General features: G+C 63.0%; 21 protein-coding genes. 13 read left to right on the top strand and 8 right to left on the bottom strand.

Annotated elements, in window-relative coordinates:
• Positions 1-4 precede the first annotated feature (4 nt).
• Positions 5-1,258 (bottom strand): toll/interleukin-1 receptor domain-containing protein, encoded by a 1,254-nt coding sequence (locus XI05_RS06445; protein WP_271499863.1) that lies wholly within the window; start codon positions 1,256-1,258, stop codon positions 5-7.
• Between the two features lie 68 nt (positions 1,259-1,326).
• Between XI05_RS06445 and XI05_RS06440 the strand changes: the two genes are divergently transcribed.
• A complete protein-coding gene (locus XI05_RS06440; protein WP_271499862.1) occupies positions 1,327-1,869 on the top strand; it encodes a mismatch-specific DNA-glycosylase in 543 nt (180 codons plus the stop codon).
• A 126-nt stretch (positions 1,870-1,995) separates the two neighbouring features.
• Here the strand turns inward: XI05_RS06440 and XI05_RS06435 are convergent, their stop codons facing one another.
• Positions 1,996-2,433, bottom strand: a complete 438-nt coding sequence (locus XI05_RS06435; RefSeq protein WP_271499861.1) for a VOC family protein — start codon at positions 2,431-2,433, stop codon at positions 1,996-1,998.
• A 164-nt stretch (positions 2,434-2,597) separates the two neighbouring features.
• Between XI05_RS06435 and XI05_RS06430 the strand changes: the two genes are divergently transcribed.
• Positions 2,598-3,245, top strand: coding sequence for a glutathione S-transferase family protein (locus XI05_RS06430; protein ID WP_271499860.1), 648 nt, complete (start codon positions 2,598-2,600; stop codon positions 3,243-3,245).
• A gap of 233 nt (positions 3,246-3,478) precedes the next feature.
• Positions 3,479-4,186 (top strand): glutathione S-transferase family protein, encoded by a 708-nt coding sequence (locus tag XI05_RS06425; RefSeq protein WP_271499859.1) that lies wholly within the window; start codon positions 3,479-3,481, stop codon positions 4,184-4,186.
• Between the two features lie 163 nt (positions 4,187-4,349).
• On the opposite strand, the gene XI05_RS06420 is transcribed toward XI05_RS06425, so the two are convergent.
• Positions 4,350-4,784, bottom strand: a complete 435-nt coding sequence (locus XI05_RS06420) for a hypothetical protein (RefSeq protein ID WP_271499858.1) — start codon at positions 4,782-4,784, stop codon at positions 4,350-4,352.
• Positions 4,785-5,274: 490 nt separating this feature from the next.
• On the opposite strand from XI05_RS06420, the gene XI05_RS06415 reads away from it, so the two are divergent.
• The 3 genes from XI05_RS06415 (at position 5,275) to XI05_RS06405 (ending at position 6,565) form a co-directional block, all read left to right on the top strand.
• Positions 5,275-5,658, top strand: coding sequence for a RidA family protein (locus tag XI05_RS06415; RefSeq protein ID WP_271499857.1), 384 nt, complete (start codon positions 5,275-5,277; stop codon positions 5,656-5,658).
• A 157-nt stretch (positions 5,659-5,815) separates the two neighbouring features.
• Positions 5,816-6,076: a hypothetical protein gene (locus XI05_RS06410; RefSeq protein WP_172786764.1), complete on the top strand. Its 261-nt coding sequence runs from the start codon at positions 5,816-5,818 to the stop codon at positions 6,074-6,076.
• A gap of 237 nt (positions 6,077-6,313) precedes the next feature.
• On the top strand, positions 6,314-6,565 hold the full coding sequence (locus XI05_RS06405) for a hypothetical protein (RefSeq protein ID WP_172786765.1): 252 nt from the start codon (positions 6,314-6,316) through the stop codon (positions 6,563-6,565).
• Between the two features lie 92 nt (positions 6,566-6,657).
• Here the strand turns inward: XI05_RS06405 and XI05_RS06400 are convergent, their stop codons facing one another.
• Positions 6,658-7,143 (bottom strand): J domain-containing protein, encoded by a 486-nt coding sequence (locus tag XI05_RS06400; RefSeq protein ID WP_271499856.1) that lies wholly within the window; start codon positions 7,141-7,143, stop codon positions 6,658-6,660.
• Between the two features lie 111 nt (positions 7,144-7,254).
• Between XI05_RS06400 and XI05_RS06395 the strand changes: the two genes are divergently transcribed.
• The 3 genes from XI05_RS06395 to XI05_RS06385 all read left to right on the top strand — a co-directional run bounded on the left by XI05_RS06395 (position 7,255) and on the right by XI05_RS06385 (position 9,118).
• Positions 7,255-8,022: an SDR family NAD(P)-dependent oxidoreductase gene (locus XI05_RS06395; protein WP_271499855.1), complete on the top strand. Its 768-nt coding sequence runs from the start codon at positions 7,255-7,257 to the stop codon at positions 8,020-8,022.
• Positions 8,023-8,199: 177 nt separating this feature from the next.
• Positions 8,200-8,448, top strand: a complete 249-nt coding sequence (locus XI05_RS06390; RefSeq protein ID WP_271499854.1) for a helix-turn-helix domain-containing protein — start codon at positions 8,200-8,202, stop codon at positions 8,446-8,448.
• 172 nt (positions 8,449-8,620) lie between these two features.
• Positions 8,621-9,118, top strand: a complete 498-nt coding sequence (locus tag XI05_RS06385; protein ID WP_271499853.1) for a collagen-like triple helix repeat-containing protein — start codon at positions 8,621-8,623, stop codon at positions 9,116-9,118.
• A gap of 9 nt (positions 9,119-9,127) precedes the next feature.
• On the opposite strand, the gene XI05_RS06380 is transcribed toward XI05_RS06385, so the two are convergent.
• Both XI05_RS06380 and XI05_RS06375 read right to left on the bottom strand, forming a co-directional pair.
• The gene (locus XI05_RS06380; protein ID WP_271499852.1) at positions 9,128-9,343 is read right to left on the bottom strand and encodes a hypothetical protein; all 216 of its coding nucleotides are present in this window, start codon (positions 9,341-9,343) and stop codon (positions 9,128-9,130) included.
• 93 nt (positions 9,344-9,436) lie between these two features.
• A complete protein-coding gene (locus XI05_RS06375) occupies positions 9,437-9,706 on the bottom strand; it encodes a DUF2277 domain-containing protein (protein WP_271499850.1) in 270 nt (89 codons plus the stop codon).
• A gap of 125 nt (positions 9,707-9,831) precedes the next feature.
• Here XI05_RS06375 and XI05_RS06370 point away from each other — a divergent pair, with 125 nt between their 5' ends.
• The 4 genes from XI05_RS06370 to XI05_RS06355 all read left to right on the top strand — a co-directional run bounded on the left by XI05_RS06370 (position 9,832) and on the right by XI05_RS06355 (position 12,414).
• Positions 9,832-10,893: an alpha/beta fold hydrolase gene (locus XI05_RS06370; RefSeq protein ID WP_271499848.1), complete on the top strand. Its 1,062-nt coding sequence runs from the start codon at positions 9,832-9,834 to the stop codon at positions 10,891-10,893.
• A gap of 18 nt (positions 10,894-10,911) precedes the next feature.
• A complete protein-coding gene (locus XI05_RS06365) occupies positions 10,912-11,253 on the top strand; it encodes an MmcQ/YjbR family DNA-binding protein (protein ID WP_271499846.1) in 342 nt (113 codons plus the stop codon).
• Positions 11,254-11,379: 126 nt separating this feature from the next.
• The gene (locus XI05_RS06360; RefSeq protein ID WP_271499844.1) at positions 11,380-11,733 is read left to right on the top strand and encodes a hypothetical protein; all 354 of its coding nucleotides are present in this window, start codon (positions 11,380-11,382) and stop codon (positions 11,731-11,733) included.
• A gap of 78 nt (positions 11,734-11,811) precedes the next feature.
• Positions 11,812-12,414, top strand: coding sequence for an MSMEG_1061 family FMN-dependent PPOX-type flavoprotein (locus XI05_RS06355; protein ID WP_271499842.1), 603 nt, complete (start codon positions 11,812-11,814; stop codon positions 12,412-12,414).
• A 123-nt stretch (positions 12,415-12,537) separates the two neighbouring features.
• Here the strand turns inward: XI05_RS06355 and bfr are convergent, their stop codons facing one another.
• A complete protein-coding gene (bfr, locus tag XI05_RS06350; RefSeq protein WP_172786776.1) occupies positions 12,538-13,026 on the bottom strand; it encodes a bacterioferritin in 489 nt (162 codons plus the stop codon).
• Positions 13,027-13,159: 133 nt separating this feature from the next.
• The gene (locus XI05_RS06345) at positions 13,160-13,432 is read right to left on the bottom strand and encodes a (2Fe-2S)-binding protein (protein WP_172786777.1); all 273 of its coding nucleotides are present in this window, start codon (positions 13,430-13,432) and stop codon (positions 13,160-13,162) included.
• Positions 13,433-13,481 lie beyond the last annotated feature (49 nt).

Raw genomic sequence — 13,481 nt, 5'->3', positions numbered from 1 at the left:
CAAGTTATGAATTATAACAGCAGCCTCCCTTTAGAATGGTGACCGCCGCAATAAGGTATTCTAGTTGATCGCCAGCGCTATCATATGAGACTTCAACTACTGGCCTAGGAAAGCGGACATCCTCTTTGCTTTGGCTAAACTGCCGCAGCGTATCTAGCCCGTAGAATATCGCTTGGTTTCCTGTTCTTTTGTCTCTTCCTAGAATCGCGCCGGCTTCGGCCATAATTTTGCGAACCTGCTCACTCTGTAGCTCAGAGACATCGATGGCAACATTCCCTATCGTTTCTAGCTGCACGTTAAGCTCATCGATGCGTAGTTTGATTATAACGTCGTTCGGGACGCCTTCGAACGCTTTAGCGCCATCGCTAAACACAACCTCATCTTCGCTCGACGCAAGCATGCTATACGAGCTAACTGAATATCGCTCTTGCTCTTTCCCCTCTATGGCCGAAGCGCTCGACGCTCTGTCCAAAAGATCATCAGGAATTCCCTCCGACTTACCAAAAGAGATAATTTGGAACACTTGGTCGTATATGTTTTTCCGAGCAGATTTCGGCTTGCCATAGCTGTGCTCAAGGTACACGGACGCGATCCGCTCCCAAACTGCGACTTCAGTCTCGGGGTTCGTATCTCTGCGAAACCCGTCAATCCATTCGTTCATCGACATTGGATAGACATCGAGGAGCGCCGCGCGAATCAAACGAATTCTCGAGGTAAGCTCCGTCGAAAGTTTGGCATGTCGAATAGGGGCCTTTTTAGCGTACTTCGGATCCAGATCAACGGCACGTCCAAATCGACTGTACTGCATTGTGGCTAGGCGCTGATGAACCCGCGCAAACAGATCAGGCTTCACCAGCTCGATTATCTTGAATCCGGTCGTTTCAACAGATTTGTTATCTGCGGTAAGAGCAAACTTGTCCGCTAGTGTGGGGCTGAATTTTAGGACATCGCGCTTAGTTATATTAAACCAAACCGGAATGATCGTCTTTCTTCCGTTTACTTCCTTTGCAACAAGCCCACTTAATTCATACTCGGTCCAGCGCTTTTTGAGAAACGCCTCTGATAAAATTACAATTCCGAATTTACTTCCAGCGAGCCCCTTGTCTATTGATCGGGACAAACTGTCACCCGCCTTCAATGAGAATTCGTCATACCAAACAATTACTCCCGCAGCTCTCAGGAATTCTGCTAACGGACGAACAAAACTCGCCTTGTCTTCGCTTGCGTGACTTATGAACGCGTCATGAAGCTTCGCCACGTTCCCTCCAAAATCTCTTTGGTCTTATGCATACGCAATCAAGTTAACTTACAAGACGCCATCGATAGATGGAAGCATCTTACATCTTTAGCGAGCGCAACCGCTTGACCACTCCCCACCGCCTCCCCGACCTCCTCCGCCCCAGCCTCCGCCTCGTCTTCGTCGGCACCGCCGCCTCGACGCGCTCGGCCGAGCTCGGGCACTATTACGCTCATCCCGGCAACCGTTTCTGGCGTGCGACCCATGAAGCCGGGATCACGCCGCGGCGCTATCAGCCGAGCGAATTCGCTAGCCTGATCGAGCTCGGGATCGGCCTTTCCGATCTCTGCAAGACGGGCGCCGGGATGGATCACCAGATCGCGGCGGAGACGATCGACGTGCGGGGCTTCAGGGCGAAGATGGACAAGTACCGGCCGCGGACGATTGCGTTCACGAGCAAGAAGGCGGCGAGCTTGTTTTACGGCAGGCCGTCGCGCGGGATTGCGCTCGGGCGGCAGCCACCCCATGGAAGCTGGCTGGAGACATTCGTGCTGCCCTCGCCGTCGGGTGCTGCATCGGGGCATTGGACGCTGGAGCCGTGGCGGGAGCTTGCGGCGTGGATTGCTGCGTAGGGTGGATTAGCCCGCGGCTGCGCGAAGCGCAGTCCGCCGGCGTAATCCACCAATTTCGTCCAGCAATCGAGGAAGGATGGTGGGTTACGGCTTCGCCTAACCCACCCTACGGCACCGTCGACCCCCTCACCCCGCATACGCCTTGTCCAGATCCGCGATCACGATCTTCCGCATCCCCATCATCGCCTGCATCACGCGGTTCGCTTTGGTGCGGTCGGGGTCGCCGAGATAGCGCCCGAGCGCTGCCGGGATCACCTGCCAGGACAGGCCAAACTTGTCCTTGAGCCAGCCGCAGCGGGACTCTTCTCCGCCGTCCGCAATCAACCGGCTCCAAAAGTAGTCCACCTCCTCTTGCGTCTCGACGCTGATGAAGAACGACACCGCCTCGTTGAAGCGGTATTGGGGGCCGCCGTTGAGCGCGTTGAAGCGCTGGCCTTCGAGCTCGAACACCGCCATGAAGTCACTGACGGTCTCGACTTTTGCGTTGGGAAACACCGATTTGTAGAACGCGACGGCTTCCGGGACGTTGTTGTCAAACCAGAGAAACGGCGTGATGGAGGTCATGAGCGGGGTCCTTTGGGGGCGGCTGCTCCAAGGACGCGGCCGGGAGCGGCGTTCCGACATTGAGAAGCGGAATTTTTTCGACCGGCGGGAAATCCCACTAACCTGTCGGAAACCGCGCCCGCCATTCGTCCTCCGAGCGCAACCGCCCACCTCCCGGAGCCCCCATGCCCACCATCACAGCCTTCGAAAACTCGCCCGACCGCGGCCGCGGGCAGGCGCGTGACATGCGCGTCCGCTGGGCGTTGGAGGAGGTCGGCCAGCCCTACGACGTTCGCCTCCTCTCCTTCGCCGCGATGAAGCAGCCTGCGCATCTTGCACTGCATCCGTTCGGGCAGATCCCGACCTACGAGGATGACGACCTCGCCCTGTTCGAATCCGGGGCGATCGTGCTCCACATCGCCGAGCGCCATGACGGCTTGCTGCCGAAGGATGCGAACGCGCGCGTCCGCGCCATCGCATGGATCTTCGCCGCGCTGAGCACGGTGGAGCCGCCGATCGTCGAGCTCAGCATGGCCATGATGCTCGAACGCGACAGGAGCTGGTACGCCGAGCGCCTGCCGAGCTTGCAGGAGCACGTGCGCATCAGGCTCGACGAATTGTCCCGCCGCCTTGGCAAGGCCGACTGGCTCGACGGCGCCTTCAGCGCCGGTGATCTCATGATGGTGACGGTGCTGCGGCGATTGAACACGTCAGGCCTGCTCGACGAATTCCCCGACATTGCCGCCTATGTCGCGCGCGGCGAGGCGCGGCCGGCGTTCAGGCGGGCGTTCGAGGCGCAATTGGCGGTGTTCAACGCGGCATCGCGTTCGTAATTCGTAGGGTGGGTTAGACGCGCGGCTGCGCGAAGCGCAGTCCGTGCGGCGTAACCCACCGCTTCTGTTTCGGCGGATACGAAGGTGGTGGGTTACGCCTTGCACCTTCGCGCGTTGAACGACTGCGCTCGTGAGCGGCTAACCCACCCTACGAGAGCTGTGCCAGGCCCAACCGTTGCGCCCGCCGCGCCCCTCCTGCATTCTAGCCTCCACCACCCCGGAGGAGCCCGCCCATGCTGACCCTCTACTCCTACCCAAAGCTCTTCGGCGTCGCCGACAACAACGGCTACGGCCTCAAGGTCTTTGCCTTTCTCAAGCTCGCGGGCGTGCCGTTCGTGCATGAGCACGTCTTCGATGCCTCCGCCGCCCCGCGCGGCCAGCTGCCTTACGTCGTCGACGACTTTGAGACCATCGGCGACAGCGAGACCATCATCGCGCATGCGATCGCAAAATATCGCCTGACGATCGATGCCGGCTTGTCGCCAGAGCGGCGCCGCACCAACCATTTCGTCACGCGCATGCTCGACGATCTCTACTGGGTGATGTCCTATTCGCGCTGGAAGGACGAGTGCTTCTATCCGGCGTTCCGCGACGCCTTCATCGCGCAGCACCCGCAGATCGACGCTGATGGCTTCGAGAAAGCCAAGGCCTACAACGCGCAGCGCTATCACTTCCAGGGCATCGGCCGCTACACGCCCGAGCAGGCCTATGCCCGGGGGCTCGCCGACTTGCAGGTGCTGGCGGAGATCGTGCCGGCGCAAGGCTTCGTGCACGGCGCGGCGCCGACGAGCGTTGATGCCGGCATCTACGGCTTCATCGCCAACATCTCTTACTTTCCGATCCCGACGCCATTGAAGGCCTTCGTCGATGCGCACGCAAACCTCGTCGCGCATTGCGAGCGCATTCATGCGATGGTGAGCGCGAAGTCCGCAGTCTCGTAGGGTGGGCAAAGCGAAAGCGTGCCCACCAGCGCCGTCGCCTCGGCCACAGGCCTCATCCTGGGGAGGCTGCGAAGCAGCCGTCTCGAAAGATGGCCGCCGGCCATCGCCGAGAGTTGGTGGGCACGGCGCAAGCGCGCCTTTGCCCACCCTACGGCACCTCGCTTTACCGCATCGTGATCGCAAGCCCGCTGAGATCCGCATTCGCCATCAGGCCGACCTGCGTGCCGGTCAGCTCCAGCACCGCGCCCTTCTGGTTGGTCAGCACGATGGCGCGGGCGCCGGCGCCGACGGCGAGGCCCGCGCCGGCGGCGCCGTAGACGCCGGCGACGTCCGAGGGCCGGTTGATGTTGCTGACGCGGCCGCGCAGCACGGTCTTGGATCCCCCGAACACGAGGCCATAGTCGATGCCGCCGGTGGAGAGCCCGTAAGAGCGGCCGCGGAAGTTCAGCACGCCGGAGCCGCCGGAGCCGCCGATGATCCAGCCGGCCTTGTAGATCGTCAGCGTCACGAAGCCGCTGTCGGCGCGCGCGGTCGTCGAGAGGCCAGCCAGCGCGACGATGGCGAGGCACGCGGCGCGGAAGGTGGATGCGAGCTTCATGGGGGTCTCCGGGGGCTGTTTTTTTAGGGGAGGATTCGAATCAGACGGAGCGAATGTACCTGATCGATCGGGGCGGCAACATGATGGGACGGCAGTTTCCGCAAGTGCAGCGGCAGCGAGACTCGCGGAAGGTCCTCATGCCCCGTCATTGCGAGCGTAGCGAAGCAATCCAGAATCGTTCCGCGGAGGCAGTCTGGATTGCTTCGTCGCAAGAGCTCCTCGCAATGACGAGATGGATGGATACCGGCTCTTGCCGCCGGCAGGAAAAGGCGAACCGCCAGCGATCAAAGGCACCAACCGCCATCGTGCCATACTGCCCCTGTTTTGCCCGACGGAGCAAGCGGATACTTCCGCAATCCCGAATTTCCAAAAATCCCAATGATCTCCGCACCATCCCTACTGTGCATGGGGTTGTTTTCGCACTTTTGTTTTGAGTAGCCCACGTCTTGCCGCTACGCTCATGCGTCCTCCCCCGTCCTGAGGTGATCCCATGCCGATCCAGCATTTCGCGCCCCCGCCGCACGTCAAGGCGCCGCCGCTGTCCTTTGCGACGCGCATCAGTGATCTCCTGTTCGTCTCCGGCATTCCCGGCTTCGATGTATCAGGCGCGCTGCCCGATGGCTTCGAGGCGCAGTTCGCCAACGTCGTCGTCAACATCAAGCGCGTGCTGGGCGAGGCCGGCGCCGGCATGCACGATCTCGTCAAGGTCAACGTGCTCCTGACCCGCGCCTCGGACGTTGCCGCCATGAACGCGCTCTATGCCGGCGCCTTCGGCCCGCCGCCGTATCCGGCGCGCACCACATGCGTGGTGCAGGCGCTGCCCGATCCGAAGATGCTGATCGAGATCGAGGCGGTCGCCTCGTTGGCCAAGTAGGAGCGGATTAAGCTGCGTGTGGCCCATCGGGCACGCTGCCAAACCAAATGCTCAAGGCACGGCTGACATGTCCGTGAATGGCGGCTCCCCGGCTTGCAAAGGGCCTGCTTTTACCGCACGAATTTTTCCGGTCCCATGTCCCACAAGGAGATACTTCATGCGCCGCCTTCTCGCGCTTTGTGCCGTTGCCGGCATCGCCTCTTCCGTGTTCGCCGTGCCGGCCTCAGCCAAGGTCGGCTATTACGTGATCCGCTGGGACAACACCGGCATCTGCCAGGTCTGGAACGAGGACCTGCAGTACAAGCCGTTCCAGTTCGGGGTCTCGACCTACAAGGTCGTCAGCAAGCCGCTCCCGACCTTCCAGCAGGCCTCCGACCTGCAGATCAAGATGCGCACCGAGCGGAAGTGCACGCTCTGAGCCGGACGCGAGAATCGCATTCGAAGGGCGGGTCGCACGGGCGATCCGCCCTTTTTCTTTGCGCTGGCCTGAAGCGTTTCCCGCCCGAAATCACGCAGGTCCAGCACACATTCTTTGAACCTCGGCGGCCGGTGGAACTACTCACATCTTGTCCGGGGCGCATGCCACAGCGTCCCGCACCACCCCTCCCCGTCATTGTCGGGAGGCGCATCACATCATTCATTTGAGGAGCTGATCATGCGTCGTATTTCCATGCTGTGCGCTGCCGCCGGTCTTGCCGTCACTGCGTTCGTCGCCGCGAGCCCGGCTGAAGCCAGCTATCATCTGATCCGCTGGCAGGACACCGGCTTCTGCCAGATCTGGGACGAGAGCATCCCGACCACGCCGTGGCCGGCCGGCTACCACCGCGCCAGCGCCAGCGTGCCGACCTTCCTCGACGCCCTCGCGGCGAAGGACGCCGCGCTCAAGAGCGGTAGCTGCACCTGGTAAACTTTCGATCGGCGGACGAAGAGCCGGGCAAGGACGGGCATGCGTCCTTGCCCGGTTGTTTTTGTGTTGCGTGAACGCGTGCCGTGGCGCCTTCACGCGTCCTTGTGCGCGCCGGGATGGATCAGGATGTCGCGCGCGGCGGCGAGATCGATGAAGGCTTCGGCGCTGCCGCCGAGATCGGGATGCAGGCCCTTGGCGGCGCGGCGATAGGCCTGGTTGATGTCCTCGCAGGTGAGTTGCACCGCGAGCGGCAGGCCGAGCATCTTGCGGGCGCGATCCTCGCTGGAGAGCTTCTTCGGCGCGGCGTTGCGGCGGCCGAAGCGCGGTGCGGTCAGATCGTGCACGACCTCGAGCACCACACCGAGACGACGCTGGGCCGCCAGCGTCACGCTGTGATCGTCATTGTCGACGGCCTGGCGCAGCACCGGCAGCGCCTGCTCGGCGGCCTGGCGCAGCGTGACGTCGCCGCTCATCCGCGCGATCTCGGCCACGAGCCGGCCGGCCTCGGCCCAATCGGCCGATTGCGCCGACCGCAGGCGTTCCAGAGCGAGTTTCCAGGAGTCGAGCCGTTCCATCATGCGCGCAACGTTTAGCAATCAAGATCAGTATGCCAAGGCCGCCGTTTCCGACCCCTTAATTTCGAGTTAGCTTTTCGTGAAACTTCGAAACGAAAACGGGAGGAATATGCCATGGCGTTGCTCGCGAACCACATTGCCGTCGTCACCGGCGCGGGTTCCGGAATCGGCCGGGCGATTGCCGCCGGCTATGCGCGGGAGGGCGCGCAAATCGTGCTGCTCGACGTCAACGCCGAGACGGTGGCGGAGGCGGCGCAGGAGATCCGAACATCGGGCGGCAAGGCCGAGAGCTTTGCGCTCGACGTGACCCGACGCGAGGATTGCTTTGCGCTGGCGAAGCAAGTCGCGGACAAGGTCGGGCAGGTCTCGATCCTCGTCAACAACGCCGGCATCACCCGCCGCAACGCCTTCACCGCGGAGACCGAGACGGTGGCGAAGGACTGGAACGACATCATCTCGCTCAACCTCAACGGCGTCTTCAACATGACGCAGGCATTCCTCGCGCCCTTGCGCGCGAGCAAAGGCCGCATCGTCAATATCGGCTCGATCCAGTCCTTCGTGCATCTGCGCACGCCGAGCTCGGCGGCCTACACCACCTCGAAGCATGGCGTGCTCGGCTTCACCAAGGCGCTCGCGGTCGAGCTCGGCAAGGACGGCGTGCGCGTCAACGCGATCGGGCCCGGCTTCATCGAGACCAACATCAACGTCCATGTGCGTGCGACAAATCCGGCGCTGGTGCAGGCTTTCGTCGATCACACGCCGCTGGCGCGCACCGGCAAGCCCGAGGACATCGTGGGGCCTGCGGTGTTCCTCGCCTCCGATCTGTCGGCCTTTGTCACCGGCAGCATCGTGATGGTGGACGGCGGCTATCGAACGGTATGAGGCGCGAGGCCCCCAATCGCGGCGGCTTCGCGGCATTCCCAAGATCAATTCGGTACAGCACCTCCCAATTAACCCTTCATTAACCAAACCCGGCCACCGTAGATTCACGGCTTGGGGGTCGTTGGTTCTCGATCCGCTTCCGACGATGGAAGCGGGCGTTGATCGGGAGGTGTATTGATGACCACTGTTCATGTCGCCGCGTCCGAACCGGACGCACAATTCCTTGCGCCAAACCAGATCGTTCCGCTTCTGATCGGCGCCACCGTCGACGAGGTCGAGCGTGAGCTCGTGCTGCAGACGCTGGCGCGCTGCGACGGCAACCGCACGCGGGCCTCGCGCGTGCTCGGCCTTTCGGTGCGCACGCTGCGCAACAAGATCAAGCTCTATGCCGCCTCTGGCATCGACGTGCCTGCCCATCAGGACTAGCGCGCGACTTTAGCCCGCCCGCGACAACGCGCTGCGCAGCCGCGCGCGATCGATGACACGGCCGCTCGCGCCGCCGATTGATGTTGATCAAGCCTGGCACGATGCGCGGGCAGAATTGCTGCTGTCGTCAAACGCCGCTAAGTAGCTTGCTTCGGGTGAAGGGAGCAGTGGCGTGGCAGACGACCAGGGACGACGGCCGGGGCCTCAGGGTCCTCGTGGGCGGCAAGGCGAGCCGGGACGACCGGGGCCACAAGGTCATCCGGGCCGGCGCGGCCCCGACGGCGCGCGCGGCAAGCCCGGGCCACAAGGCAAGCCGGGCCCGGTCGGAAAGGCCGGAGCGCAAGGAAAGCAGGGCGAAGCCGGTCCGCGTGGGCCAGCCGGCGCGCCGGGACCTGCCGGACCGCAGGGGCCGGCGGGGCCGCAAGGCCCGCGCGGCGAGCCGGGTCCGCCCGGCCAATTGCCGTCGATCGAGCAGGTGCTGCCGTGGCTCGACCAGCTCTTCGACGCCTGGGACGAGCGCCGCCGCCAGCGCGAGCGCGAAGCCGCTGAGCGCGAAGCGCTCGAAGCCGCCGTCCAGGAGACCGACGAGGCAATCGTCGGCGACGAGGGCGACGACGGCGACGATCACAAGAAGAAAAAGAAGAAGAAGAAGCAGGGCCACAAGCAATAGCCGACCAGTCTATTCGGGCTGATCCTCGCGCCGCGGCAGCATGCCCATGCGCTCGAACTGCCAGCGCATGGCGCGATACCAGAGATAGCCGACCGCCGCGCCGCACAGGGCGAGGATGACCACATTCGCGCTGGAGAACGAGCCGCTCCACCACATCATCCACGCGGTCCACAGCAGCGTGAAGACGATGGCACCTGCTTTCAAGGGAAGAAGGGGGCGGCTCATGTCGTGCTCCGGGCGATCAATACCCCGGCCGGCACCTTCGCAAGCCGAGGCAGCAGATACCGTGAGGCAGATCACGGAGCACGCTGCCCGAGCTCACGTACCGAAGCGCAGCCGCGAGCGCTCTTTGGCCTTTTCCGCCTCAACCTCGCGGTCGCGCGCCGGCGCATGGGTATGCAGTGAAGTCAGGAGTTTTCGCGCGGCCTCGGAGACCTCGGCCACCGCACGCTCGAACGCCGCTTCGTTGGCCTGAGACGGCTTGTTGAAACCCGACAGCTTTCGCACGAATTGCAGCGCGCTGGCGTGGATCTCATCCTCGGTCGCCGGCGGCTCGAAGTTGAACAGCGTCTTGATATTGCGGCACATGCACTTTCTCCGGATATTCCCTCGAGGACGGTTGGCGGAGGGGAAATCCTACATCCTTCCCGCATTTGTGCTAGGTTCCGCCGCAAAGCGGCCGCCGGACACGAGCCGCACGGGGGATTAGGAACATGAGAGCTTCTTGCGTCGCGCTGTCGGCCATCCTGCTATCGATCTCGACGTCAGGAGGGGCAGCCGACTATCCGCCCCCGAAGCAGGGCGACTGGATCGCCCGGGATTTCAAGTTCCACACTGGCGAGACCATGCCGGAACTGAAGCTGCACTACACCACGGTCGGCGAACCCTCGGGCCAGCCCGTGCTGGTGCTGCACGGCACAGGCGGGTCGGGTGCGAGCATGTTGACGCCTTCCTTTGCCGGCGAGCTGTTCGGCCCGGGGCAGCCGCTCGACGCCGCCAAATATTACATCATCATTCCCGACAATATCGGCCACGGCAAATCGTCGAAGCCCTCCGACGGCATGAAGACGAGCTTTCCGAAATACAATTACGAGGACATGGTCGAGGCGCAATATCGCCTGGTGACGGAAGGCCTCGGGGTCAAGCATCTGCGGCTCGTGATCGGCAATTCGATGGGCGGCATGCACACCTGGCTGTGGGGCGAGAAATATCCGAAGGCGATGGACGCGCTGGTCCCGATGGCCGCGCAGCCGACCGAGATGGCATCGCGCAACTGGATGATGCGGCGGATCATGCTCGACACCATCCGCAACGATCCCGACTACAATGGCGGCAATTACACCGGCCAGCCGCGCATGATGAAATATGCCATCACCGCCTACGGGATCGCCAGCATCGGCGGGACGCTGGCCTATCAATCGCAGGCGCCGACCGCGGCGAAGGCCGACAAGATCGTCGATGACCGGCTCGCGACGCCGATCACGGCGGACGCCAACGACTTCGTCTATCAATGGGAATCCTCGCACGACTACAATGCGAGCGAGAAGCTGGAGGCGATCGAGGCCCCGCTGCTGCTGATCAACTCGGCCGATGACGAACGCAACCCGCCCGAGACCGGCCTCACGGACGCTGCCATGAAGCGGGTCAAGAACGGCCGCCTCTATTTGATCCCGGCGAGCGCCGAGACGCGCGGCCACGGCACCACCGGCAATGCAAAGTTCTACAGCGAGCAGGTCAGGCAATTGCTACAGACCGCGCCGCAGCGGACGATGTAGGAGCGGCAGCCAGACGATATGTCGAAAGCCCGCTTTCGTAAGGCCGCACTCGCATTTCCCGGTGTTATCGAGGGCGCGCATCACGGCCATGCCGACTTCCGCGTCGGCAAGCGCGTGTTCGCGACGATGGGCTATCCCGATGACACATGGGGTATGGTGAAGCTGACGCCGGACCAGCAGGCCATGCTCATCGATGCGGAGCCGGCGATGTTTCGCCCGGTGCCCGGCGCCTGGGGCAAGAACGGCAGCACGAATGTGAAGCTGGCGAAGGTCGATCAGGTGACGCTGCGAAGCGCGCTCGATATGGCCTGGCGCAATGTCGCGCCAAAATCGCTGCTCGCCTCGATCGAGACGCCATAGCGAAGATCATGCCGCAACGCATCATCCGCCGCGCCTCTCGCGCGCATATTATTTGAGCATGCAATGCGCTGTCAGCTCGGGCTTAATCGCATCAACGATACGAATCGGAATGCGGCGGAGGATCGCATGCGAAGGCTCGCACTGTGCGTTTGGCTGATCGCGATGACGGCGCTGACGAGCGCTGCGTTCGCGTTCGACAACGGGCAATATGATCACGTCCCGCCCGACATCCGCGCCTGGTTCAAGAGCGTGATCGCGCCGAACGGCGTGCCCTGCTGCGACATCTCCGACGGCCATCGCACCGACTACGACGTGCGCGCGGGCAGCTATTGGGTGCCGATCGAAGGGCAATGGATGGAAGTGCCCGAACGCGCCATCATCCGCGACCAGGGCAATCCGATCGGCCAGGCCGTGGTGTGGTACGTCCACCACCGCGGGGCCATCATCATCAGCTGCTTCGTGCCGGCGGATGCGGTGTAGCGCGTCTTGATGAATTCCATTGGCTGGAGATGGCCCGATCGGGTAGCCTAGAGCCAAGCTTGAAGCGGAGGCACGCCGTTGACCGATCTTAGCGCCGAAGACCTCGCCACCATCTATGCCAAGCCGAGCCCGCGCGTGATCGCGAAAGCACGGCCCGCGATCGACGCACACGCGAAGAAGTTCATCGAGATGTCGCCGTTCTGCGTGCTCGCGACATCGGGCGCGGACGGCAGCGTCGACGCTTCGCCGCGCGGCGGCGGCATCGGCTTCGTCCGCGTCGCCGGCCCCAACCAGCTGCTGATGCCCGACCGCTCCGGCAACAACCGCATCGACAGTTTCCGCAACGTGGTCGAAGGCTCAGGCTTCGTGCATTTGCTGTTCTTCGTGCCGGGCATCGACGAGACGCTACGCGTCGGCGGACGCGGCACGCTGTCGGCCGACCAGGATCTGCTCGCCTCGATGGAGGAATTCGGCAAGCCGCCGCGCGCGGTGCTGAACGTCACCGTGAGCGAAGTCTATTTTCACTGCGGCAAGGCGCTGATGCGCTCGAAGCTGTGGTCGTCGGAGAAGGTGCCGCGCTCGGTGATGCCGAGCATCGTCACGGTCGTTCACGAGCAGACCGGCCTCGGCGAGCCCGCGAGCCAGGAGGCCGTGGAAGAGCTCTACAAGACGCAGCTGTAGGCCGCACGGCATCACAGCGTCGTCCCAGCCTCGCGCCACACTCCTCCCTGGGGTTATGGGTCCCCGCTTTCGCGGGGACGACTTGGGAGTGTGTCGCGACGGCCTCTGTCGCGGCGTTAGCGCTTAATGCCCGTCGCCTTCCAGCCCGCCGACATGCTTCTGGGTGTAGAGTTCGAGGCCGATGCGGCCGATCAAATCGAGCTGGGTTTCGAGGAAGTCGATGTGATGCTCCTCGTCGCTCATCAGCTTCTCGAACAGGTCGCGGGTGACATAGTCCTTGACGCTGTGGCAGTAGGTCGCCGCTTCCTGATAGAGCGCCCGCGCGCTCATCTCGGCGGCGAGATCGCACTCGATGATCTCCTTGACGTTCTGGCCGATGCGCAGGGGGTCGAGCACCTGCATGTTCGGAAAGCCGTCGAAGAACAGGATACGCTCGGTGAGCTTGTCGGCGTGCTCCATCTCCTCGATGGACTCCTTGCGCCAGACCTTGGCCATGTCCAGCAGGCCCCAATTGTCGAGGAAGCGGTAATGCAGCCAGTACTGATTGATCGCAGTCAGCTCATGACGCAGCGCCTTGTTGAGATATTCGATGACCTTTGCGTCGCCCTGCATGGTTCACTCCAGCTCTTGCAATCCAAATCGGCCCTAAACCGAATTTAGAACGCTTCTAAATCACTTTGCGAACGAGGGCAACCGGCTGCGGGAACGCAGCCGGGGAAAAGCTCAGCCGGGGTTGCGGAAGTTTTCAGCAGGCCGCGAGCGCGAACTCGGCGGGCTCGGCGGTCTCGTCGTTGGCGGCCACGGTGTGGCTATGCGGACAGCCGGCGCAGCAGGACTGCGCGCAGGGCCCAAGCGCTTCGTCGATGATGGTCTTGATCGTCCGCGCGCAGCGGCCGCATTCGGCGCTACAGCCGAGACACCCATAGACCTGTTTGGCATGGCGCACGGCATCGTCGGACTCGGCGACGGCGGCGCGGATATCGTCATCGCTCAGCACGTTACAGGAACAAACGATCATGGAAGCGGCAGGCCTTTCGGTGATGCGCCATCATCGATATTTAACAGGC

It is taken from the genome of Bradyrhizobium sp. CCBAU 11357 (assembly GCF_028128865.1).
In the GTDB taxonomy this organism is placed as follows: Bacteria; Pseudomonadota; Alphaproteobacteria; order Rhizobiales; family Xanthobacteraceae; genus Bradyrhizobium.
Note: the sequence above shows the minus strand (reverse complement) of the source record. Positions and strands in the feature narration are given on the sequence as shown.